The sequence below is a fragment of the Brachybacterium avium genome, from assembly GCF_002216795.1.
In the GTDB taxonomy this organism is placed as follows: domain Bacteria; phylum Actinomycetota; class Actinomycetes; order Actinomycetales; family Dermabacteraceae; genus Brachybacterium; species Brachybacterium avium.
The window spans coordinates 1,627,485-1,649,468 of record NZ_CP022316.1 but is presented as its reverse complement, the minus strand read 5'-3'; the positions used below and the strand labels follow the sequence as shown (position 1 = coordinate 1,649,468).

Here is a 21,984-nt window from a genome sequence, read left to right as displayed (position 1 = left end):
GACGGTACCGGGACTCGACGAGGCGTTCAGCCCGAGGCCGCCGCCGCGCCGTCAGTCTGCTGGTGGGGCACCCACCGCAGGACCACGCCGGCGGAGCGAGGCGGATCCCACGGATGGATCTGCACGACGTGCAGCGTGCCCGTGCTCAGGGCGATCTCGTCCGCCGACGTCACCTCCAGCAGGCGCTGCGTGCCGTCACCGTCGGTGATGTCGAGCGCGGCATGGGGTCGCCCGGTCGTCGGGTCGATCTTCGCCCCGGTGCAGCCCACCACGGCCTGCCCGAGCGGCACCCGTGCGGTCAGCCGTACCCGGCGCGTCGTCGCGTCCGCGGTGGGGAGAGCCTCGTCGTTCATCCGTTCCCTCCGAACTGCTCACTCGGGGCGCCGACCCCGGTCATCACGATGTTGTTGCCGTAGAAGACGTCCAGCGGCACCCGGACCTCGCCCGGCATGCTCGCCCCGTCGCCCCAGGGATTGGCGAGGATGACCTCACCGTTCGCGGCATCGACGCCGGTCACCTGGTAGACGTGCGCACTGGACAGGTCACCGCGGAACGGCATGAGCGGATCGGTCATCACGGTGATCGGCCGACCCTCGTCGAGGGCGGCCCCGAGCTGCTCGATCGACGGCTGCCCACCCCAGGAGAGGATGTCCGAGCTGCCGGCATCGGCGCCCGTGACGAGCTCGAGGCCGGCAGCAGGGGTGTCGGCGACCACCGATTCGTAGTCCGGTCCCAGGTGGTTGATCGCCGCCTGTTCGTAGATCGACATGAACCCGAGCTCGTCGTTGTCCCAGTCGTTCGACCCGTCGTTCTCCTCGCGGTCGCCCATCGTCTCCACCCGGGCCCCGTCACGGGCGATCTGCTCCGGCGACACATTGACCACGACGGGCTGGCCGTCCTCGTACAGCGTGACGTCCCACGTCCCGTCGTCCCGCAGCGTGATGTTGTCGGCGAGGAACTGCGGGTCCGACTGCGCGGTGGCCATCAGTGCGGCGAGCAGCCAGCAGTCGCCGAGGCTTCCCTGCCGCATGCGCTGCTCGCCGATCGCCTCCGCGGAGAGGTCGACGTCCCCGGGGACGAAACCTGCCCCTTCCGGACTGTCGATGTACCGGCCGCCGAGGTCCTCGATCGCCATCGGGTCGTCGAAGGGCGTCTTCTCCCAGACGTCCTGCGCCCAGTTGATGACGTCGGACCAGGATTCTCCGCCGAGCAGCTCGGAGTAGCGCGCGCTGTCCCCGCGGCCGTCGATGCTCGAGACCGCATCCTGCTGGGCCGCATGGCGGAACAGGTCTCGCGCACCGCTGCCCAACCGGATCGCCTCGTCGGCCAGCGACGAGACGACCCGTGGTGCCAGAGCGTCCCGGAATGCCTCGGCATCCGCACCCCTCCAGATCATGGCCCGCGCCGCGGCATCGAGACTTCCGCCGAGATCCTGCAGGCGCTCGCCGTGGCGCTCCATCGTGCGGCCGAGCGCGATGAGCTGCTCCGGATCGGCCCCGAGAAATCCGGTCATAGGTGCACCCCTCTCCGTCACCTCCCCCGGTGACCCCTATCATGCACACTACCGAGGCGGGCACCCGCGCCGCCATCGAACGGGGCCATCGAACGCCGCCGTCGAACGCGGCCATCGAACAGGGCTTGCGGGCCCGCGGGCGGCGGGCACCGGTCCGCGGGAGTACGAACTGGAGACGAGGGGGCAGAGGGCATGGGACGGAGCACCGCGCCCCGGGAGCGCGCGAGGCGCGCGTCGCACAGGACCGGACGCGTCACAGGACGCGTCACAGTGTTCACGGCGCTCGCACTGTGCGCCGTCGGCTGCACCGCGGCAGGTGAGCCGCTTCCGGCGGAGGGTGCGGTCGCCCACTACGACGCGGTGGCCGAGGATCTCACCGCCGAGCTCTCGGCACAGGAGTGGGTCCTGAACCCGACGCAGCGGACCGTCCGGGAGGAGGACGGCCGCTGCCGCTACTCGCCGGGTGTGTGGGAGGCGGAGGGGACCCTCGCGGGAGTCTCCGGCGATGGGGGCTGGGACGAGATCGCGGCACGGCTGGACCCGGTGCTGGCCGAGCACGGCTTCGAGGATCTCGGGGCGCCGTCGCGCTCCGGCGCGCTCTACAGCGTCTCCACCCACGACGGGCATGGCACCGAGCTGGTGCTCGACGAGCAGGGCCGCCTCTCGCTCCGCGGAACGCTGATCGACACGGAGACCTGCACGGAGAGCGCACTGGGTCTCTGAGCCGCAGCGGTGCTCGGCGGCGTACTCCGATAACGTGGCCTCGTGCGCCGGACCCCGGCGTGCGCGTCCCCGTGTGAAAGGACCCGGCCCTGCGTGCCGGACGCTCATGACCCAGCCTTCACAGCCCTCCGACCGGCGACGATCGCAGGATCATCAGCACCCCGCGCCGGATGCGCCGCGGAATGTTCGCAGGCCCCGACCGGCGGTCGTGGGCGTCGCACTGCTGGTGCTCGTGCTCCTGCTCGCCCTCGGTGCGTTCTTCGGGACTCGTGCATACCTGGGCGCTGATGCCGGTGCGTCCCTCGTCGAAGTCATGGGTGGCCCCACGGGCGGGGGCTTCCCTGCTGTTGCCGTACCGGGGTGAGGATCCCGGCGCGACTGCGCGCCGTATGCTCGCCCCATGACGCGGGGACGGCAGGCACCCTCCGGCTATGACTGGGAGGACAGCTCCGCCCCGTCCGAGCCGGAGCCGCTCGCATTGCCCGATCACCGCCTGCCCGACCACCGCCGCGCCGCGGCCGACGGGCCCACGGGTCGCGACGGCGATCCGACCGCCGCCGGGCCCGATCCGGGAGTGCTCGCCACGGACCGGGACGCTCGCGGGCCCGAGGCGCAGGGGTCGCCGTTCGGGGCCTTCGAGGGTGCCGGCCCGTACGGCGCCCCGGCCTTCACCTATGACCCGCAGCCGGAGCAGACCACTCCCGGCCCGCGCCGCGGTGCCCTGCCCGCCTGGGCCATCGTCGCGATCGTCATCGTGCAGGCGGCGGCGCTGGTGGCCTCGATCGCGCTCGTGCTCGGCGGGATCGAACGGATGACCTCACGAGACCCCGCGGCACCCCTCGCCGAGCCGTCCACCGAGGAGGAGAGCTCCGACGGACCGGCCTCGTCGACCTCCCCGGAGCGCGAGCCGGGAACCGTCACCGACTCCACGGGACGGGAGGTGACCGATGGGACCGGCGGCTACGACGACCCGGCGACCGTCGGCGAGCACACCGTGAGCTGGACGGCCTGGACCGAGGGGACCCTCAGCGTCACCGCGCTCGAGGTCGACCTCGAGGCGACCGTCCCGAGGGCCGACGGGCGGGATGTGGTCCAGGACGGCTACCGGCTGGTGCTGGCGACCTACGAGGTGCGCTACGACGGGCCTGGACAGCTCGCCCCCGCCGAGGAGCTGTGGCTGACCGGGGAATCCGACCTCACCTACTTCCCGGATGTCGCCGATGGCCTGGTCGCCGACCCGATGAAGGCCATCAGCCCGCTGCAGGACGGGGAGACCGCTCGCTTCCACAGCGCCTTCGTGGTCCCTGAGGGCGAGGTCGACGACTTCCGGCTGGGCGTGGAGACCTTCAGTGGCGAGATCCTCTACTTCGCGGCCGCCTGAGCCCCGGCGCCGGCACCTGCGTGGGCTAGCGTGATCGCAGGCGCGGGGGAGCCGCGCCGCAGCTTCGTCCGAGAAGGGGGGTCCGGCGCGAGGGGCCGACAGGCCGCCGCGCCGCGCACAGCCATGCACCAGACGCCGCCCACGGTCCCGCTGCCGGGGCCCGCCGTGCCGCGCCGCCCGCGCACCTCCTTCTATGCCGCCGTCGGCTGCCTCTCCGTGATCGCGGGCCTGCTGCTCGGCGTCGGTGGCTTCTTCGGCGTGCGCGCGCTGCAGGACGGCGGGAGCACCCCGGTCGTCGACGGCGAGGGCAGGGCGGAGAGCACCGACGGCACGCCTCCCGCCGAGGAGCCGACGGTCCTCGACAAGACGCCGGCGGGTGCGGATTCCGCCGTCCCCCTCGGCAGCACCTTCCCGCTCCGCTCCACCGCTCTCGGGGGCGAGGTGGAGGTGACGGTCACGGAGGTGGACTGGGACGCGACCGAGGAGATCCATGAGGCGAACTCCTTCAACGAGGAGCCGCGGGAGGGGAACAGATACCTCCTGCTCACGGTGGAGGGGGCCTACCACGGGGACGGCTTCGACGGCATCGGCGCCGGCAACTGGGCGAACGTGACGTACGTGGCGCAGGACGGCACCGAGTACGCACGGAGCTACCGCGTCACCCCGGGCCACGACGAGTTGATCGGGCAGCGGGGCGTCGCCGAGGACGGCGGCTTCCTCGCGGAGTTCTGCTTCGAGGTCCCGGCGGGCCTCGAGGCGGGAGGCCATTTCGTGTTCGATGACGTCGTGCGGGACGTCGACGCCGGCGCCTGGGTCGACGCGGTCTGAGGGCGAGGTGCGGATCTCCGCGCCCGCGCCGCGACGGCCGATCCCGAGGATGCCCGAGCCCGGTGGACACCCGAGCCCGGTCTGAGGCATGATCTATATGAAACCCGCAGTATCAGGCAACTGTGGGGCGGCGCCCACCCTCGACGAAGAGATCGCGAAAGGTCACTGATGAGCAGCTACACCGAGCACGTCACCCGAGTCCTCACCGAGGACCGCGAGCATCCGGGCCTGGGGACCGTGGCCGTGCTGACCTTCGCACCGCCGGAGGGGGAGGAGCGCCGCCCCGCGACCCTCGGGCCCCGCTCGATCGAGGCCGTCACCGGCGCGATCGCGACCGCCCTGGACCGGGCCGAGGCCGGAGAGATCCAGGCCATCGCCATGACCGGCACCGGGCGGGTCTTCCTCGCCGGTGCCGACCTGTCGATGTTCGCCGACCCCACCGCGGCAGCCCACGTCGAGGGCATGACCCGCGCCGCCCACGACCTGCAGATCCGCGTGCGCACCAGCCCCGTGCCGGTGCTCGCCCACCTCAACGGGGTCGCCCTCGGCGGCGGGCTCGAGGTCGCGCTGATGGCCGATGTCCGCACCGCCGCCCCCGACGTGCGCGGCGTCGGCGTGCCGGAGACCAGCCTCGGCATCCTGCCCGGCTGGGGCGGCACCACCCTGCTGCAGTCCGTCGTCGGTGCGGAGACCGCCGTGCGGATGATCCTCGAGGACCCGGCGCGTGACAAGCAGCTGCGCGCCGAGCAGGCCCTCGAGGAGGGCCTGGTCGACGAGCTCGCCGACGACCTCGAGGAGGCGCTGGACCAGTTCGCAGCCCTGGTCGCCGCCCATGTCGACCTCGAGGAGACCGACGCCGACGTGGTCGATCCCGCGCTCGCCGCGACCGTCGCCGGTGCCCCGGCCGACGCCCCGGGCGCCTGGGCCGGGCGCGAGGCGCCGCTGCCCGGGGTCGACACCCCCGAGGCCGAGGCACTGCTCGACGCCCTGGACGCCGCCCATGGCAGCGCGGAGACCCGCCGTACCTGGGCCTCCCGGCTCGAGGTGCAGGGAGCACCTGCCGTCGGCCGTGCGCTCGCGCTGCTGCAGGCGCTGCCCGGCTCCACCCTCTCCGAGGCCCTCGCCCGGGAGGGCGCCGCGCTGGAGGAGCTGGTGCGCAGCGATGCGGCCGCCGCCTCGATGTACTCCGCCGAGCTGCTGCGCCGCGGCAAGCCCGGCCGTGCCCCCGTCGAGGGAGCTCGTGAGATCCGGCGCGTGGGCGTGGCCGGCGCGGGCCTGATGGCCTCGCAGATCGCCGCGCAGCTGGCACTGGGCCTGCAGGTCCCCGTGGTGATGCGCGACCTCGACACGGCGACTGCTTCCAAGGGGCTGGCCGCCGCGCGCGAGGTGATCTCCCAGACCGCTGCCCGAGGGATGCTCGACGAGGCCGCGGCGACGCAGATCGCCGAGAACCTCTCGGCCACCACGGACCTGCAGGACCTCGCGGGCTGCGACCTCGTGCTCGAGGCGGTCCCCGAGGTGCTCGCGATCAAGCAGTCCGTCTTCGCCGAGCTCGAGAGCGTCCTGGCCGAGGACGCCCTGCTGGTCACCAACACCTCCTCGCTGTCGGTGGCGCGGATGGCGGAGGAGCTCGCCCACCCCGAGCGTGTCGTGGGCCTGCACTTCTTCAATCCGGTCGCCAAGATGCCGCTGGTGGAGGTGATCCACACCGCGGCCACCGACGAGGCGACCCTCGCCACCGGCCTCGAGGTGGTGCGCCGCCTGAAGAAGTTCGCCGTGCGCAGCGCGGACGCTCCCGGCTTCATCGTCAACCGCCTGCTGTTCCGGGTGCTCGGCGCGGTCCTGGCCTCCGTCGACGCCGGAGCGGATCCGGCGGAGGTCGATGCCTCCCTCGACGCCCTCGGCCTGCCGATGCGCCCCTTCGCACTGCTGGACCTGGTGGGCCTCGCCGTCGCCGATCACGTGGGCCAGGTGCTCGCCGCGGAGCTCGGCGACCGCTTCCACGCCTCTGCGGGGCTGAGCGCCATGGTCGAGAAGCAGGCCCGCTTCACCGAGCGCAGCAAGACCTCCGTGCACCCGACGGTCTCGCCTGCGGTCGCCGAGGTGTTCGGGACGGATCCCGCCGCCGCGACGGCCCCGGTCGGCGATGCGCTGCTGGAGAAGGTCCAGGACGGGCTGGCCGAGGAGATCGCGCTGATGCTCGCGTCGGGTGTGGTCGAGCGCCCCGAGCAGGTGGACCTCGCGCTGATCCTGGGTGCCGGGTTCCCCCGCCACCGCGGCGGCGTCACCCCGTACCTCGACTCCTCCGGCGCCTCGCAGCGGGCGGCCGGCCGCACCTTCCACGGCGAGATGTTCACCGGCCGCGGCTGAGGGGTCGGGCTGCTCCCGTCCCGGTCCCCGACCTCCCTCGGGTCCCGGGGCGGGATGCTTCCTGACCGGACGTGACCGGAAGGGGAGGCGAGATCCCTGAATGCCGGCTGGGTGCCCCGTACGATGTGGCGCACGGGCCCAGGGGGCTCGACCGCAGCAGGTCGTGTCAGGAGAGAGAGGGGACGGCGTCGCACTCGGCGCCGGAACAGAACATGTCGCAGCCACCGCAGAACGGATGGGGCCAGCAGCCGCCCTCCGGAGATCCCTACGGCCAGTCGTCGGCGAACGGAGGGTACGGCGCACAGGGACAGTCCCCGCACGGTTTCGGCGCGCCGGGGACCGGGCCGAGCTCCGCGAACGGCGACTACGGTCAGGGCGGAGCCTTCGCACCGAGCTTCGGCGACGGGGGAGGGCAGGGCTTCACGCCCCAGGGCGGTGCGCCGAAGAAGTCGTACAAGGTCCCGATCCTCATCTGCGCCGGCTGTGCGCTGCTCGCACTGCTGCTGATCGTCGTGGGAGGAGGGATCTTCCTGTTCGCGCGCAGCGGCGGGGAACCCACCGGCGGCGGGGAGACCACCACCACCGAGGGCGGCGAGGACCCGACCGACGAACCGACCGATGAGCCGACGGATGAGCCGAGCGACGAGCCGAGCGACGAGCCGACGGATGAGCCGAGCGACGAGCCGACGGATGAGCCGAGCGAGGAGCCGGCGGGTGATGGCTCCGGAACCGAGGACGACCCCTACGCCCTCGGCCAGGAGTTCACCATCGACGACGGCGAGGGCGGGACCCTCGACGTGACGATCGGCGAGATCGACTGGGATGCGACCGAGGTGGTCATGGACGCCAGCTCCGGCAACACCGAGGTCTCCGAGAACCAGACCTACATCCTGGTCCCGGTCACGGTCACCTACCACGGCGAGGATACGGCGGAGCCGATCCTGCTGCTCACCCTGGACTACCGCTCCGAGGCCGGGGGGACCTACACCGATGAGGGCGCCCTGACCCCGCAGAGCGTCATCTACACCGACACCCTCTACGACGGCGACAGCGCCACCTGGGATTACGGGATCATCGTGCCCTCCGCCGAGATCGAGTCCGGACACTTCACCGTGGGTGCCCTGTTCGACTTCGGCGGGGAGGAGTCCTGGGTCAGCGCCACCTGAGGCCCTCGCCCCGCCCCGCGCTCATGGCCCGCCCCCACTCCTGTCCAGGAGGAGGGCGGGCCGTGAGCGCATCCGGCGGGGAGGCGCTTGCTCAGCGCCGCGGCGTCGCCCAGGCGTCGAGCTGCTCGAGCGCCTGCTCGATGGTCGCGCGGCTCTTGCAGAACGCCATGCGCAGATAGGCGCTCGCCTCCCCGGCGTCGCCGTCGCGGTAGAAGGCGGATAGCGGGATCGCCACCACCCCGGCCTCCGTCGGCAGCCGCTCCGCCAGGGCGTCGGCGGCGGGCTCCCCGAGCGGCCCGGCATCGGCGACCGTGAAGTAGCCGGCCGCGGGCACGCTCACCCGGAAGCCGATCTCGCGCAGCCCGTCGGTGAGCAGGTCCCGGCGTTCGCGCAGATCCGCGGCCAGCTCCTGGAAGGCTGATCGCGGCATGCCCAGCCCCACCGCCACGGCGGGCTGGAAGGGTGCCCCGGAGGAGTAGGTCAGCCACTGCTTCACCCCGGTGATCGCCGTGATCAGCTCCGCCCGGGCGGTGATCCAGCCGATCTTCCAGCCGGTGACCGAGAAGGTCTTCCCGGCCGAAGAGATCGAGACGGTGCGGTCCTGCGCACCGGGCAGGGCGGCGATCGGCTGGTGGGCGGCGCCGAAGGTGAGGTGCTCGTAGACCTCGTCGGTGGCGATCAGGGCGTCGTGGCGCACCGCCTCGTCGACGATCGCCTGCAGCGATTCCGCGGGCAGCATCATCCCGGTGGGGTTGTGCGGGGTGTTCACCAGCACCAGGCGAGTGCGCTCGGAGAAGGCGCCGCGCAGCGCCTCCGGGGAGACGTCCAGCACCAGGTCCCCCGATCCGGCGTCGGTGCTGGAGGTGACCGGCACCGTGCGGTGGATCCCGCCGGCCAGGGCGATGATCGCCGCGTACTGGTCGTAGAACGGCTCGAGGGTGATCACCTCATCACCAGGTTCGACCAGGGCCAGGATCGTCGCCGCCAGCGCCTCGGTCGCGCCCGTGGTCACCAGCACCTCGTCCGCCGGATCCCAACTCAGCCCGTAGAAGCGGGACTGGTGCTCGGCGATCGCCTCCCGCAGCCCCGCCTCCCCGATGCCGGGCGGGTACTGGTTGCGGCCCTGCCGTATCGCCTCGATCGCCGCCTCGGCGACCGCGACGGGCGGGGGATCATCGGGGAAGCCCTGCCCGAGGTTCAGCGCGTCGTGCGCGAGGGCGCGCGCGGACATCTGCGCGAACACGCTGGGGCGCGCCCGCCCGCCCTTCAGCAGGCCGGCAGCGGCGGCGGCACGGGTCCAGGGGCCGGTGGTCTCCATGGCATCGAGTCTGTCAGAGACGGGCGAGGCTGGGAGGTCTACCGTGGCAGGGGGTCGTGCGGTGCGTAGCCGCACGGCGCAGAGCCGCGCAGCCGCACCCCGCGCCGCGCAGCGCGAAACTGTCAGGAAATGAACCACTTCCGGGGTGGATCCGGAACGAAATCTGACGATCGGCGGACGGGGCGGCGCGGCCCAGCGCGTCGGGTATCAGCGCTTCGGGAAGACGAGACGGCCGTAGGTGACGTACCGGAAGGAGGTCGAGACGATCTGCCCGATGAGGGTGCCGGAGATGTTGTCCGCCAGCACGGAGTCCAGGCCCAGCACGTAGCGGGAGAAGGCGAGGCAGCACAGCTGCAGTCCGGCGGCGATGAGGTTCAGCAGGATGAACAGCATGATCGAGCGGCGGGTGTCCGGTCGCGGCCGGTCGCTGAAGGTCCACAGTCGGTTGCCCAGATAGGTCAGGCAGGAGGCGACGGCGATGGTGAGCAGCTTCGCGGTCAGCGGATTGCCGTGCATCAGCCCCGCGCCCCAGCCCTGGCTCGGGCTCCAGAACACCAGCAGGTTGTACATCGCGGTATCCAGCAGGAACACGACTCCGCCGACCAGCAGGAACAGCGTCGTCGGCCGCAGATGCTCCTTCGTCATCGCGGAGGTGCGCGCGCGCAGGGAGGTGCCCTTCGGGGAGGGGGCGACAGGGGATTCCTGCTTCGTCTGGTCCGGCGTCAGCACGCCCGGCACTGTACCGGAGGCGATAGGATCGGGCCTCGGCCGCTGTGACGGATCGGTGCCTCTCGGCACCGGATCCTGGGAGCGCGCGGCCGGACCGCGGCGACGGGCAGGCGGGTCCCTCGAGGATCCCGGCCCTGGGAGCGTCCGGTCATCGCCGCTGCGACGGCCCCGACGGCACCGCCCGAGGGGACCGGGAGCGCGCGGCACCGACGACGACATCTCCACGGAAGGCCCTCATGACCCACGTCGCCCTCACCATCGCCGGCTCCGAGACCACCGGAGGCGCCGGGGCCCAGACCGATCTGAAGACGTTCCACCAGCTCGGAACCTTCGGCACCGCGGCGCTGACCTGCATCGTGTCCTTCGACCCGAAGAACGACTGGGGCCACCGCTTCGTACCCCTGGACCCGCAGGTGATCGCCGACCAGATCGAGACGACCACTGCCGTCCACGACATCGACACCGTGAAGATCGGCATGCTCGGCACCCCCGCCACCATCGACACCGTCGCCGCCTCGCTCGGTGAACGCTCGTTCACCAACGTGGTCCTCGACCCGGTGCTGATCTGCAAGGGGCAGGAGCCCGGCGCCGCGCTGGACACCGATACCGCGCTCAAGGAGAAGATCCTGCCGCTGGCCACCTTCGTCACCCCGAACCACTTCGAGGCGCTGACCCTCTCCGGGATGGAGCGGATCGACTCCGTCGAGGACCTCACCGAGGCCGCGCGGCGCATCCACGACACCTATGGCGTGATCGTGCTCGCCAAGGGCGGGGTGGTGCTGGAGGGCGAGGACGCGGTGGACGTCTTCTACGACGGTGAGCAGACCGTCGAGCTGCGCAGCCCCAAGATCGGGGAGCACCGCGTCTCCGGCGCCGGCTGCACCCTCGCCGCCGCGGTGACCGCCGAGCTCGCCAAGGGCGCCACCCCGCTGGAGGCCGCCCGGACCGCGAAGGCCGTCGTCACCAGCTCGATCGAGCACCGCCAGGAGGGTGCGACACCCTTCGACGCGGTGTACCAGGGTGCCTACCGCGCCTGACCGTGTGTGCCGGGCGGGGCGGGCAGCGAGCCATGCGCCCCGCCCGGCAGTGTGAACCCTGATCACGAAAGCGTTCCGACATGCGGTCAATGGTGCCGCGATGTGGACAGATGGCGCGTCGCACCGCATTCTCGGGGGATGACCGACACCAGTCCGCCCCGGGAGCCGCGCCCGGCCAAGAGCATCGGGGAAGCTCTCATCTCCGCCCGTGGCGTCGACAAGTTCTTCGGCGACTTCCAGGCCCTGAAGAACATCGACCTGGATATCCACCGGGGTGAGGTGGTCGCGCTGATCGGTGCCTCCGGGTCGGGCAAATCCACCCTGTGCCGGTGCCTGAACCGGCTGGAGACCATCACCTCCGGAGAGATCACCATCGACGGTGAACGGCTGCCCGAGGAGGGCCGGGACCTCACCCGCCTGCGGGCCGACGTCGGCATGGTGTTCCAGAGCTTCAACCTCTTCCCGCACCTGAAGGCGATCGACAACGTCACGCTCGGTCCGCGGCGGGTGCGCGGCATCTCCAAACCGGAGGCCGACCAGCAGGCGAGGGAGCTGCTCGAGCGGGTGGGCCTGGCCGACAAGGCGAACTCCCTGCCCACCGCGCTGTCCGGTGGCCAGCAGCAGCGCGTCGCGATCGCTCGGGCACTGGCGATGAGACCCAAGGCGATGCTCTTCGACGAACCCACCTCGGCGCTGGACCCCGAGGTGATCAACGAGGTCCTCGACGTCATGACCGAGCTCGCTGAGCAGGGGATGACGATGCTCGTGGTCACCCACGAGATGGGCTTCGCCCGGCATGTCTGCGACCGCGTGGTCTACCTGGATCAGGGGGAGATCGTGGAGCAGGGCGAGCCCGAGGAGTTCTTCACCGCTCCGCGCACCGACCGGGCCCGAGCCTTCCTGTCCAAGATCCTCGCCCACTGACGTGGCTGCTTCCGTGCACCGCCCGCTACCGACCTGCTCCGCCACCGACCTGCCCGGCACCCGCCGAACCTGATCCGCCGCCCCTCCCGGAGCGGCTCGAGAAACTGGAGAGACCCCATGACCCCCACCACCTTCCGACCCGGCCGGCGCGCCGTCGTCGCCGCCGCTGCCACCGCGCTCCCGCTGCTCGGCCTCGCCGCCTGCTCCTCCGACACCGGCGACGGCCCCGATCTCGGCGGTGGTGAGGGCGGGGACGAGGGCGACGGTGACTCGGTGCCCCAGGCCGACGCCCTCGCCTCCGGCCCCGTCGCCGCCGACGACGTGATCGCCGCGAGCGCCTGGGCCACCGCCATCAAGGAGAAGGGCCAGCTGGTCCGCGGCGGCACCGTCGCCAACCAGGTGTTCTCCCTGGCCTCGACCACCGGCGGGATGCCCACCGGCTTCGACGCCGGGATCACCCAGCTGCTGGCCAAGTACATCCTCGGCGAGGGCGGCGAGGAGAAGGTCGAGTACATCGACACCACCGTCGAGACCCGCGAGACCATGGTCCAGAACGACACCGTGGACTGCGTGATCGCGACCTACTCGATCACTGCCGAACGCCTCGAGGTCATCGACTTCGCCGGCCCGTACTACCTCTCGGGCACCTCGATCCAGGTGCGCGCCGAGGACAAGGACACCATCTCCGGCCCCGAGGACCTCACCGGGCTGAAGCTGGTCACCCAGGCGAATTCCACCGGTATCCAGGCTATCGAGGAGAACGTCACCGACCCCGCTGACGTGCAGACCCTCCCCGACAACGAGTCCTGCGTGGCCGCGCTGAAGCAGGGCCGTGCCGATGCGTACGTCCTGGACCAGGGCGTGCTGCTGGGCAACTCCGCGGCGGATCCCGACGTGGTCGTGGTCGGCGAGCCCTTCGTCGACGACCCCTACGGCATCGGTCTGTCGCAGGAGAACGAGGACGCCCTCGACTTCTGCAACACCTTCCTGCAGGAGATCATCGACTCCGGCTCCTGGGAGTCGCTGTGGACCGCCACCGTCGGCGAGGTCATCGACGGCGAGGCCCCCGAACCGCCCGTGCCCGGCGACCTGCCCGTCTGATCCCCAGCACGCGACCGACGCCGACGGGGAGCGGGCGGCTGCGCGCTCCCCGTCGGCCACCGCCGACCGCACCGAGAGGCACCTGATGGACGCCATCCGCGAGAACCTCCCCCTGCTGGCGCAGGGCATCGGGACCACGATCGCGCTGACCGTGCTCGGCTACGCGTTCGCGCTGATCCTGGGCACCGTCCTGGCGGTGGCGAGGGTGAGCCCGATTCCGCCGCTGCGCGGTGCCGCCACGGTGTACGTCGAGATCTTCCGCAACATTCCGCTGCTGAGCCTGCTGATCCTGATCGCCTTCGGCCTGCCCGACGTCGGCCTTCTGCTGCCCTACTTCTGGTGCGGGGTGCTGGGGCTGACCCTCTCTTCGGCCGCGTTCGTCTGCGAGAACGTCCGCTCGGGCATCAACACGGTCCCGGTCGGGCACGCCGAGGCCGCCCGCTCGATCGGCCTCGGCTTCTTCGGGACGCTGCGCTTCGTGGTGCTCCCGCAGGCCTTCCGCAGCATGGTCCAGCCGCTGGTGAACGTGTTCATCGGCACCGTGATCGGCTCTGCGCTGTGCTCGGCCATCGCGGTGCAGGAGGTCACCTGGGTCACCCAGACCCTCAACATCCGCTACGCCCAGGCGGTGCTGATGTTCATGATCGCCGGCGCCGTCTATCTGCTCCTCTCCCTCGGCGGGGCCGCGCTCGGCGGGGTCATCGAGCGGGCCGTCGCCCCGGGCGGCAAGGACCGCTCGAGCGGTCGCGCCGCGCTGGACGTCACGGCGGGGGCACAGGCATGAGCGCGACCGCTGGTTCGTCCACCGCCACCCAGGTCCTCTTCGACGCGCCCGGCCCCAAGGGGCGGCGCCGCATCCTGCTGCTGTCGATCCTCAGCGTGGTCCTGATCGCCGCGCTGCTGGCCGGGGCGCTGTGGCAGTTCCACGCCAACGGCCAGCTGGATCCGAACAAGTGGGTCGTCTACCTGCGCGCGGACTACCTCGCGTTCCTGGGCCACGGGCTCTGGGGGACGCTGAAGGTCACCGCGCTCGCGGCCGTCATCGCCTTCCCCTTCGGGCTGCTGCTGGCGCTGGCGCGGCTGTCGCGCTTCCTGCTGCTGCGCTCCGTCGCCGTGACCTGGATCGAGTTCTTCCGCGGCATCCCGATGCTGCTGGTCGTCTACGCCTTCCTGCTGGCGCTGCCGGCCTTCGGCGTCACCTTCCCGCGATTCTGGATGCTGGTGATCCCGATGATCCTGGTCTCCAGCGCGACCACTGCCGAGGTGTTCCGCGCCGGCATCAGGGCCGTCGACATCGGTCAGCACGAGGCCGCCGACGCGATCGGCCTCAGCCGCCGCGACTCGCTGGTGTACGTGGTGCTGCCGCAGGCGGTGCGTCTGGTGCTGCCCAGCCTGATCCTCGCCCTGGTCACCCTGTTGAAGGACTCCACCCTCGGCTATGTGGTCAGCTACAACGAGCTGCAGTTCCAGGGCAAGACGCTGGTCTCCATCACCCGTTACCTGGTGCAGACCTATCTCGTCGTCTCTGTCATCTACATCGTCATCAACCTCCTGCTCACCCGCATCGCGCTCTCGCTCGATGCGCGGATGAAGGCCCGCGCCGCGGCGAGCTGAACCGCGCCCGTCACGGCGCGTCTGCGCCCCTCCACTTCCGCTTCTCCATGAAAGCTGGTCCTGCCCATGTGCCGCCTGCTCGGCGTCGTCTCCCGTGAATCCATCTCCCTGGACCAGGCCGTGGCCGAGGAGATCGAGCCGTTCACCGCCCAGTCCGAAGTGCACGGCGACGGCTGGGGGTGGCCTGGTTCCAGACGGATGACGGCGAGCAGTCTCGGCCGGGAGCCGGCGGGTCCGTTGGGGCGCTCGGCAATCCGCGCAGTCCGCAGATCCGCCGCCGCCTGGACGTGGCCCGGGAGTCGACCGCCTATCGCGCGGCGGTGCATGCGGCGACCGGCCCGCTGATGCTGATCCACCTGCGCAAGGCGAGCCCCGGCTCGCCGCTGCAGATCGCCAACACCCACCCCTTCCGCGAGGGGGAGACAGTCTTCGCCCATAACGGCCAGTTCGACCTGCCGCCCGGGCTGCGCGAGGCCGTGCTCGCCCGGGGCGGCCGCACCCCGGAGGGCACCACCGATTCCGAGCTCTTCTTCTCCCTCATCGAGCTGCACGCCCGGGACACCGATGCGGCGACCGCCGTGCAGCGTGCCGCTGCGGAGCTCACCGCGCTGAGCCTGGAGTACGGCACCCGGGTGCCGGAGGCGCTGAACTGCCTGTACATGACCCCCGACCTGTTGGTCGCCTATCAGCAGTCCGATCCGGCACAGGCCCGCCCCCACCACACCGCCGACAACTACTCGCTGCGCTACCGGATCGACGCGGACCGGGTCATCGTCGCCTCGACCGGCATCCCGCAGACGGCATACCTCGAGGTGGGGGAGGGGCAGGCGCTGGTGGTGGGCCGCAGCGACCTGGGCGTGACGCTGCGGCCCCGGCTGGCGGAGCTCCCCGCCTGAGCCCGGCCCGGTCGGGCCGACGCCCCGCACCGGGCGCGGACCGGCTGATCCGCGGGCCGTGGCAGCGTCCATCGGGGCGGCGGTCTGGATAGGGTGGAGCCCCGGCAGTGATCGCTCGTCGGACCGACCCCGCTGGGAGGCCCCGTGATCGGATTCGAGAACGTGCGCAAGGAGTACCCGGGCGGCACGCTCGCGGTGCAGGACTTCAGCCTCGAGATCGCCTCCCACGAATCCGTGGTGCTGGTCGGCACCTCCGGCTCCGGCAAGACCACGCTGATGCGGATGATCAACCGCATGGTCGCCCCCACCTCCGGACGCGTCCACATCGACGGCGACGACGTGGCGGCGCTGGACCCGGTGCAGCTGCGCCGCAGCATCGGCTACGTCATGCAGGCCTCCGGCCTCCTCCCGCACCGCACCGTGCTGGACAACATCACCACCGTGCCCGTGCTGCGCGGCACCACCAAGCGCGAGGCCCGCGCCCGCGCCCACGAACTGATGGAGATCGTCGGCCTGGACGCCGCGCTCGCCGGGCGCTATCCCTCCCAGCTCTCCGGCGGTCAGCAGCAGCGCGTCGGGGTGGCTCGCGGCCTCGCCGCCGATCCCAACATCCTGCTGATGGACGAACCCTTCGGCGCGGTGGATCCGATCGTGCGCCGTGAGCTCCAGCAGGAGCTGCAGCACCTGCAGCGCGACCTGCGCAAGACGATCGTGTTCGTCACCCACGACATCGACGAGGCGTTCCTGCTCGGCGACCGGGTGGTGATCCTCCGACCCGGCGGGATCATCGCGCAGGTCGGCACCCCGCAGGAGATCCTCGCCGACCCGGCCGATGACTTCGTGGCCAGCTTCGTCGGTGCGGACCGCGGAGCGCGCACCCTGCACGTCGAACGGGTCGACGGCCGCGATGTGGTGGTCGACGCCGACGGGCGGCCGGCCGGCGTGCTCGCCGCGGGCGACGACCGACCTGCCGACGCAGCCGACGCTGTGACACAGCAGGGGTCCTCGTGACCTGGGTGCTCGAGAACCTCGACGTCATCGCCGGGTACACCGGCGCCCACCTGCTGCAGGCGCTGCCCCCGATCCTGGTGGCCTTCCTGCTCTCGCTCCCGCTGGCCAAGCTCGCCAACTCCCGCGGCTGGCTGCGCACCTCGGTCACCACCACCTCCTCGCTGATGTACGCGATCCCCTCGCTGCCGCTGTTCGTGCTGCTGCCGGGCCTGATCGGCACCGGCGTGCGCAGCCCGCTGAACATCGCGGTCGCGCTGTCGCTGTACGGGCTCGCGCTCATGGTCCCCGCCGCCGCCGACGCCTTCCGCTCCGTCAGCCGTGACGTGCTCGGCTCCGCCACCGCCCAGGGCTACGCGCCCCGGGCGCGCTTCTTCCAGGTCGAGCTCCCCCTGGCCGGGCCCGTGCTGCTGGCCGGGGTGCGAGTGGTCGCGGTGAGCACCATCTCGCTGGTCACCGTCGGCGGCGTGCTCGGCGTTCCCAGCCTGGGCATGCTGTTCGTGGACGGGGTGCGGCGCGGGATCCTCGCCGAGATCGCCGCCGGGATCGTCGCGACCGTGGTGCTCGCCCTGCTCACCGACACCCTGCTGGTGCTGCTGGGCCGCGCGGTGATGCCCTGGGCCCGTCGGCAGGGGGTGGGCACGCCATGACCGACAGCCCCTTCCTCGGCTCACTGCGCTGGCTCGGCGATGCCACGCACTGGACGGGCCCCGACGGCATCCCGCTGCGCACCCTCGAGCACCTCGGCTACACCGCCCTCGGCGTGCTGGTCGCGGCGCTGCTGGCCGTGCCCCTCGGCCTGTACGTCGGCCATACGGGCCGCTTCAAGACCGTCGCCGTCGCGGCGGCCGGCGCCGCCCGCGCCCTGCCGACCCTGGGCCTGGTGACCCTGTTCGCGCTGCTGGTGGGCATCGGCCTCACCGCCCCGCTGCTGTCCTTCGTGATCCTCGCGATCCCGTCCCTGCTGGCCGGCGCCTACTCCGCCGTCGAATCCGCAGATCCCGCGACCGTCGATGCCGCCCGCGCCCAGGGCATGACCGAGTGGCAGATCCTCACCCGGGTGGAGATCCCGCTGGGCATGCCGCTGCTGGTCGGCGGATTCCGCGGGGCGACCGTCCAGGTGGTGGCCACCGCCATGCTCGCCGCCTACGTCGGCAGCGGCGGACTGGGCCGATTCATCTTCCAGGGACTGGGCTCCCAGAACTACCCGCAGATGATCGCCGGCTCACTGCTGGTGATCGCACTCGCCCTGGTCCTGGACCTGACCCTGCTGCTCGCGCAGCGACTGTCCACACCGCGCGGGGCGCGAGCCTCATGACCCGCGCCCCCTCCACCCCTCGCACTTCAGGAGACCTCCTATGACCATTCACAGCACCCGCCGCCACCTGCTCGGCGTGTTCGGCGCCGGCTCCCTCGCTCTCGGCGCCGCGGCCTGCGGCAGCTCCGATCCCTTCGAGGAGGGCGGCGAGGAGGGCGGCGGTGCCTCCGACGGCGGCTCCGGTGCCGGCACCCTCGCCATCGGCTCCCAGGCCTATTACTCCAACGAGATCATCGCCGAGCTGTTCGCCCAGGCCCTCGAGGCCGAGGGATTCACCGTGGACCGGCAGTACCAGATCGGTCAGCGCGAGGTGTACATGCCCGAGCTCGAGAGCGGCTCGCTGGACCTGCTGCCCGAGTACCTCGGCAACCTCCTCCAGTACTACGACGCCGACGCCCCCTCCGCCAGCCCCGAGGAGATCCACAGCGCGCTCGACGAGGCCCTGCCCGAGGGGCTGCGGGTGCTCGACTTCGCCGAGGCCTCCGACCAGGACTCCTACACCACCACCTCCGATTTCGCCTCCACCCACTCGCTGGCCGCGATCGGGGATCTGGCCGATGTCGACGAGGCCCTGAAGATCGCCGCGAACAGCGAGTTCGATGTGCGTCCCTACGGCCCCGAGGGGGCGAAGGAGATCTACGGCGTGGACGTGACCGTGGTGCCCGTCGAGGACTCCGGCGGCCCGCTCACCGTGCAGGCCCTCCTCGACGGCGACGTGCAGCTCGCGGACATCTACACCGCCGACCCCGCCATCGCCGAGAACGATCTGGTGGTGCTCGAGGACCCGGAGTCGATGATCCTCCCGCAGAACGTCGTGCCCGTGGTCTCGGAGAAGATCGACGAGACCGCCGTCGCAGCGATCGAGGGCGTCATCGCCCAGCTCAGCGCCGACGACCTGGTCGAGCTGAACCGCCAGAGCGTCGTGGACCAGGCCAGCAGCGCGGACATCGCCGAGGGCTGGCTGACCGAGAAGGGCCTGCTGTGACCGGGACCGCCGAGCCTCGCTGACCCGGGGCGGTCGGCCCGGGCGATCCGGGCCGGCCGGCCGCTGTGACCAGCAGCGGTGACCGGTCGGTCGAGCTGCGGGTGACATCTCGCCGCTGGCGCGGCAGGGTGGGGAGCATGAACAGCAATCAGACCCACCTGACCGTCACCCGTACCGTCGACGTCCCCGCGAAGGACATCTTCGACCTGCTCACGCTGCCGGCCCGGCACCACGAGTTCGACGGCTCCGGCATGGTGCGCAACTCCGACGACACCGAGCGCATCGACAAGGTCGGCGAGAAGTTCGTGATGAACATGCATCACGAGGGCAGGGGCGACGACTACCGCACCCACAACTTCGTCACCGCCTACGACGAGAACAAGATGATCGGCTGGCAGCCGGGCAACGAGGCGGAGGACGGCACCGCGCCGACCGAGCCGCTGGGCTGGGAGTGGCTCTACGAGCTCAAGCCCCAGGGCGCGGGCTCCACCGAGGTGTCCTTGACCTACGACTGGTCCAAGGTCACCGATCCGAAGCTGCTGGAGCACGTCGGCTTCCCGATGATCCCGCAGGAGGACCTCGAGCAGTCGTTGAACCTGCTCGCCGCGGCGGTCACCAAGCCCTGATCAGATTTCCGTCCCCGGCACGGCGCTCTCGAGCGTCGGCCGGGGCCGGGGCGTCGGCCTACGGCGGGGCGCCCGCCGGACCTCAGACGTCGGCCGGGGCTGGGGCGTCGGCCGGAGCTGAGTCCCGCCGGACGTCGTAGACGGCCATGCGCACACCGTTGGAGAAGTCTGCGGAGCGCACCAGCTCCAGGCGCTGCGCCGGGGCGTCGGCCGCGAACAGCCGCTTTCCGGCGCCGAGCAGGACCGGGAACGTGAGCAGGTGATAGCGATCCACCAGATCCGCGGCGACCAGCGACTGCACGAGCCGGGCCGAGCCGTGCACCAGCAGCGGCCCGCCCGCGGACTCCTTGAGCGCGCGCACCTCGTCCAGGCTGCGCAGCAGCTGGCAGTTCTCCCAGCCCGCCCCGCGACCTGCTCGGCGGAGAGCGTCGTGGAGACGATGTGCTTGGGCATGCGGTTGTAGAGCCGGAACTCCTCGTCCATCCCCGGCCAGACCGGGGCGAACTCCTCGAAGGTCGCCCGGCCCAGCAGCAGCGCCCCCGCCTCCTGCTGCTCGGTGCCCTTGATCTCGTAGGCCTCGGGCACGAACTCGAGGCCCTGGAACGTCCATCCGGCCTGCGGGTGGTCCCCGCCGCCGGGTGCCTCCATCACGCCGTCGAGGGTGAGGAACTCGGTGACGATGAGCTGGCGGGTCATGGGGACTCCTCAGGGCAGGCCACAGTGGCGAGCCGCGCATTCGGCGCGCGTTCGCCCGGATGCCCGAAGTCTGTCAGGATTCCCTCGAGGCGGCGATGAGGCCGCAGCCCGACCCCGAGGAGCTCAGACATGGCCGATGCATCCGTTCTCCCCGCTGACCGTCCCGTCCCCGACGAGATCGTGCGCAGCGCGCTGATCCACGCCACCGCCGAGAGGGTCTTCGCGATCATCAGCGAACCGGGCTGGTTCATCAACGACGGCGAGTACCGCGAGCACACCATCACCCGGCAGGGCGCGGTCACCCAGGTGGTCGACCCGGTGCACGGCAGCTTCCAGATCGCGGTCGAGGTCCGCGAGGCGCCGTATCGGGTCCGGTTCCGCTGGCTGGGCGGAGGCCTGGGCGAGATCTCCGATGCCCCGAACAACACCGTCGAGTTCATCATCGACCCCGCCGGGACCGCGAAGCGCAACCTGGTGCGGCTCACCGTGCGGGAGCGGGGCTTCGCGAAGCTGGGGCTCGACGACGCGGTGCGCCGACGCAACTACGAGGAGAACTACCGCGGCTGGGAGCAGCAGCTCGGGGTGGCGCGCACCCTCGCCGAGGGCCGGTGACCGGCCGCGGGTGACCCTCGCGCTCTGGGCGAGCCGGGCACATGCCGGAGATGCCCGGCGGCTCCGGCCGCGTCGCAGGTGAGGAGGTTATCCTCGGGGGATGGGCAGGGTCACCGAGGCGACACGGATCCGCACCGTCCGGGTGCGTGAGGGCAGGCTGTATGCGGGGCGCAGGGGCGACCACGTCGCCGTCGAGGAACCGCTGGACATCCGCCTGAACGGGCAGCAGCTCTCGCTGACCATGCGTACCCCCGGCCACGACGTCGAGCTCATCCACGGCTTCCTGCACGGGGAGGGCCTGATCGCCCATCGCGAGGACATCCGCGAGGCCCGCTACTGCGACGGAGCCGTGATCGATGACGGGACCGGCTTCGCGCAGAACACCTACAACGTCATGGACTTCACGACCTCCCGCCCGCAGCTGCTGCCACTGGCGGGCAGGAACTTCTCCGCCGGCTCGGCCTGCGGGGTGTGCGGGGCCGAGAGCATCGACGCGGTGCGGAAGAGGTCCCGCTTCGTCCTGGAGCACGACTGGCAGGTGGACCCGCGCACGATCCTGGCCGCAGCCCGCGGTCTCGACCGGCAGCAGGCGGTGTTCGCCCGCACCGGCGGCGTGCATGCCGCAGCGCTCGTGGACCTCACGGGGGAGCTGCTGGTGGTGCGCGAGGACGTGGGGCGGCACAACGCCGTCGACAAGGTGATCGGCTGGGCCCTGCTCGAGGATCGGCTCCCGCTGCGCGACTGCTTCCTGCTGGTCTCCTCCCGCGCCAGCTTCGAGATCGCCCAGAAAGCATGCATGGCCGGAATCCCGCTGCTGGCCTGCGTCTCCGCGGCGAGCTCCCTGGCCGTGGAGACGGCCGAGGAGTTCGGGCAGACCCTCATCGGCTTCACCCGCACGGCCGAGGACGGCGACGGCCGTATGAATGTGTACACCCATCCCGAGCGGCTGGACCTGGCTGCGGCCGAGGGCTGACCGTGCCGGGCACGGGCCTCGCCGCGGGCCGCGGGTGGGCTGCGGGTGGGCCGCGCGTGGCCGGCGCGTGGGCCGCGACGCGGCGGAGGCATGGTCGGGGGGGCGCAGTGCGGCCGCGGCGTGCCTCGCAGCGGGGTCGGCGCGTCGCCGAGGCGCGGATTGTCAG

General features: G+C 71.6%; 23 protein-coding genes and 1 pseudogene. 18 read left to right on the top strand and 6 right to left on the bottom strand.

Annotation, left to right across the window (positions count from 1 at the left end; all coding sequences use genetic code 11):
• Nucleotides 1-26 precede the first annotated feature (26 nt).
• Both CFK39_RS07445 and CFK39_RS07440 read right to left on the bottom strand, forming a co-directional pair.
• The gene (locus tag CFK39_RS07445; RefSeq protein ID WP_089064937.1) at nucleotides 27-353 is read right to left on the bottom strand and encodes a hypothetical protein; all 327 of its coding nucleotides are present in this window, start codon (nucleotides 351-353) and stop codon (nucleotides 27-29) included.
• On the bottom strand, nucleotides 350-1,513 hold the full coding sequence (locus CFK39_RS07440) for a C2 family cysteine protease (protein ID WP_089064936.1): 1,164 nt from the start codon (nucleotides 1,511-1,513) through the stop codon (nucleotides 350-352). Before CFK39_RS07440 ends, CFK39_RS07445 begins: the two co-directional genes overlap by 4 nt.
• Nucleotides 1,514-1,783: 270 nt before the next feature.
• Between CFK39_RS07440 and CFK39_RS07435 the strand changes: the two genes are divergently transcribed.
• From CFK39_RS07435 to CFK39_RS07415, 5 genes are all read left to right on the top strand, one after another.
• Nucleotides 1,784-2,236 (top strand): hypothetical protein, encoded by a 453-nt coding sequence (locus tag CFK39_RS07435; protein WP_157697099.1) that lies wholly within the window; start codon nucleotides 1,784-1,786, stop codon nucleotides 2,234-2,236.
• 400 nt (nucleotides 2,237-2,636) lie between these two features.
• Nucleotides 2,637-3,617 carry a hypothetical protein gene (locus CFK39_RS07430; RefSeq protein WP_089064935.1) on the top strand — a complete coding sequence of 327 codons (981 nt, stop codon included), beginning with the start codon at nucleotides 2,637-2,639 and terminating at the stop codon, nucleotides 3,615-3,617.
• Between the two features lie 123 nt (nucleotides 3,618-3,740).
• Nucleotides 3,741-4,445 (top strand): hypothetical protein, encoded by a 705-nt coding sequence (locus CFK39_RS07425; protein WP_089064934.1) that lies wholly within the window; start codon nucleotides 3,741-3,743, stop codon nucleotides 4,443-4,445.
• A 168-nt stretch (nucleotides 4,446-4,613) separates the two neighbouring features.
• Nucleotides 4,614-6,815: a 3-hydroxyacyl-CoA dehydrogenase NAD-binding domain-containing protein gene (locus CFK39_RS07420; RefSeq protein ID WP_089064933.1), complete on the top strand. Its 2,202-nt coding sequence runs from the start codon at nucleotides 4,614-4,616 to the stop codon at nucleotides 6,813-6,815.
• A 212-nt stretch (nucleotides 6,816-7,027) separates the two neighbouring features.
• Complete coding sequence (locus tag CFK39_RS07415) at nucleotides 7,028-7,981, top strand: PT domain-containing protein (protein WP_089064932.1); 954 nt, start codon at nucleotides 7,028-7,030, stop codon at nucleotides 7,979-7,981.
• Nucleotides 7,982-8,072: 91 nt separating this feature from the next.
• Here CFK39_RS07415 and CFK39_RS07410 read toward each other — a convergent pair whose 3' ends face one another.
• Nucleotides 8,073-9,299: an aminotransferase class I/II-fold pyridoxal phosphate-dependent enzyme gene (locus CFK39_RS07410; RefSeq protein ID WP_089064931.1), complete on the bottom strand. Its 1,227-nt coding sequence runs from the start codon at nucleotides 9,297-9,299 to the stop codon at nucleotides 8,073-8,075.
• A gap of 207 nt (nucleotides 9,300-9,506) precedes the next feature.
• Nucleotides 9,507-10,028, bottom strand: coding sequence for a GtrA family protein (locus CFK39_RS07405; protein WP_245822967.1), 522 nt, complete (start codon nucleotides 10,026-10,028; stop codon nucleotides 9,507-9,509).
• Between the two features lie 236 nt (nucleotides 10,029-10,264).
• Between CFK39_RS07405 and CFK39_RS07400 the strand changes: the two genes are divergently transcribed.
• The 11 genes from CFK39_RS07400 to CFK39_RS07350 all read left to right on the top strand — a co-directional run bounded on the left by CFK39_RS07400 (nucleotide 10,265) and on the right by CFK39_RS07350 (nucleotide 19,537).
• The gene (locus CFK39_RS07400; protein ID WP_089064929.1) at nucleotides 10,265-11,065 is read left to right on the top strand and encodes a hydroxymethylpyrimidine/phosphomethylpyrimidine kinase; all 801 of its coding nucleotides are present in this window, start codon (nucleotides 10,265-10,267) and stop codon (nucleotides 11,063-11,065) included.
• 138 nt (nucleotides 11,066-11,203) lie between these two features.
• Nucleotides 11,204-11,989 (top strand): amino acid ABC transporter ATP-binding protein, encoded by a 786-nt coding sequence (locus tag CFK39_RS07395; RefSeq protein ID WP_089064928.1) that lies wholly within the window; start codon nucleotides 11,204-11,206, stop codon nucleotides 11,987-11,989.
• 117 nt (nucleotides 11,990-12,106) lie between these two features.
• Entirely contained in the window at nucleotides 12,107-13,090 is a 984-nt protein-coding gene (locus tag CFK39_RS07390; protein WP_089064927.1) for a glutamate ABC transporter substrate-binding protein, read from the top strand.
• An 85-nt stretch (nucleotides 13,091-13,175) separates the two neighbouring features.
• The gene (locus CFK39_RS07385) at nucleotides 13,176-13,874 is read left to right on the top strand and encodes an amino acid ABC transporter permease (protein WP_089064926.1); all 699 of its coding nucleotides are present in this window, start codon (nucleotides 13,176-13,178) and stop codon (nucleotides 13,872-13,874) included.
• Complete coding sequence (locus CFK39_RS07380; RefSeq protein ID WP_089064925.1) at nucleotides 13,871-14,704, top strand: amino acid ABC transporter permease; 834 nt, start codon at nucleotides 13,871-13,873, stop codon at nucleotides 14,702-14,704. The genes CFK39_RS07385 and CFK39_RS07380 overlap by 4 nt, the downstream gene beginning before the upstream one ends.
• A 179-nt stretch (nucleotides 14,705-14,883) precedes the next feature.
• Nucleotides 14,884-15,600: a class II glutamine amidotransferase gene (locus CFK39_RS07375; protein WP_245822966.1), complete on the top strand. Its 717-nt coding sequence runs from the start codon at nucleotides 14,884-14,886 to the stop codon at nucleotides 15,598-15,600.
• A gap of 144 nt (nucleotides 15,601-15,744) precedes the next feature.
• Nucleotides 15,745-16,611: an ABC transporter ATP-binding protein gene (locus CFK39_RS07370; RefSeq protein ID WP_089064924.1), complete on the top strand. Its 867-nt coding sequence runs from the start codon at nucleotides 15,745-15,747 to the stop codon at nucleotides 16,609-16,611.
• Nucleotides 16,608-17,258, top strand: a complete 651-nt coding sequence (locus CFK39_RS07365) for an ABC transporter permease (RefSeq protein ID WP_089064923.1) — start codon at nucleotides 16,608-16,610, stop codon at nucleotides 17,256-17,258. The genes CFK39_RS07370 and CFK39_RS07365 overlap by 4 nt, the downstream gene beginning before the upstream one ends.
• On the top strand, nucleotides 17,255-17,926 hold the full coding sequence (locus CFK39_RS07360; protein ID WP_089064922.1) for an ABC transporter permease: 672 nt from the start codon (nucleotides 17,255-17,257) through the stop codon (nucleotides 17,924-17,926). The genes CFK39_RS07365 and CFK39_RS07360 overlap by 4 nt, the downstream gene beginning before the upstream one ends.
• A 40-nt stretch (nucleotides 17,927-17,966) precedes the next feature.
• Nucleotides 17,967-18,911 carry an ABC transporter substrate-binding protein gene (locus CFK39_RS07355; RefSeq protein ID WP_089064921.1) on the top strand — a complete coding sequence of 315 codons (945 nt, stop codon included), beginning with the start codon at nucleotides 17,967-17,969 and terminating at the stop codon, nucleotides 18,909-18,911.
• Between the two features lie 137 nt (nucleotides 18,912-19,048).
• On the top strand, nucleotides 19,049-19,537 hold the full coding sequence (locus tag CFK39_RS07350; protein ID WP_089064920.1) for an SRPBCC family protein: 489 nt from the start codon (nucleotides 19,049-19,051) through the stop codon (nucleotides 19,535-19,537).
• A gap of 82 nt (nucleotides 19,538-19,619) precedes the next feature.
• On the opposite strand, the gene CFK39_RS17160 is transcribed toward CFK39_RS07350, so the two are convergent.
• Both CFK39_RS17160 and CFK39_RS17155 read right to left on the bottom strand, forming a co-directional pair.
• Nucleotides 19,620-19,898, bottom strand: a complete 279-nt coding sequence (locus CFK39_RS17160) for a dihydrofolate reductase family protein (protein ID WP_275094139.1) — start codon at nucleotides 19,896-19,898, stop codon at nucleotides 19,620-19,622.
• Nucleotides 19,899-20,008: 110 nt separating this feature from the next.
• Nucleotides 20,009-20,185: pseudogene (locus CFK39_RS17155) on the bottom strand (dihydrofolate reductase family protein); the annotation flags it as partial.
• Nucleotides 20,186-20,362: 177 nt separating this feature from the next.
• Between CFK39_RS17155 and CFK39_RS07340 the strand changes: the two are divergent.
• On the top strand, nucleotides 20,363-20,845 hold the full coding sequence (locus CFK39_RS07340) for an SRPBCC family protein (protein WP_089064919.1): 483 nt from the start codon (nucleotides 20,363-20,365) through the stop codon (nucleotides 20,843-20,845).
• A gap of 100 nt (nucleotides 20,846-20,945) precedes the next feature.
• Nucleotides 20,946-21,818, top strand: coding sequence for a formate dehydrogenase accessory sulfurtransferase FdhD (gene fdhD, locus CFK39_RS07335; protein ID WP_089064918.1), 873 nt, complete (start codon nucleotides 20,946-20,948; stop codon nucleotides 21,816-21,818).
• Nucleotides 21,819-21,984 lie beyond the last annotated feature (166 nt).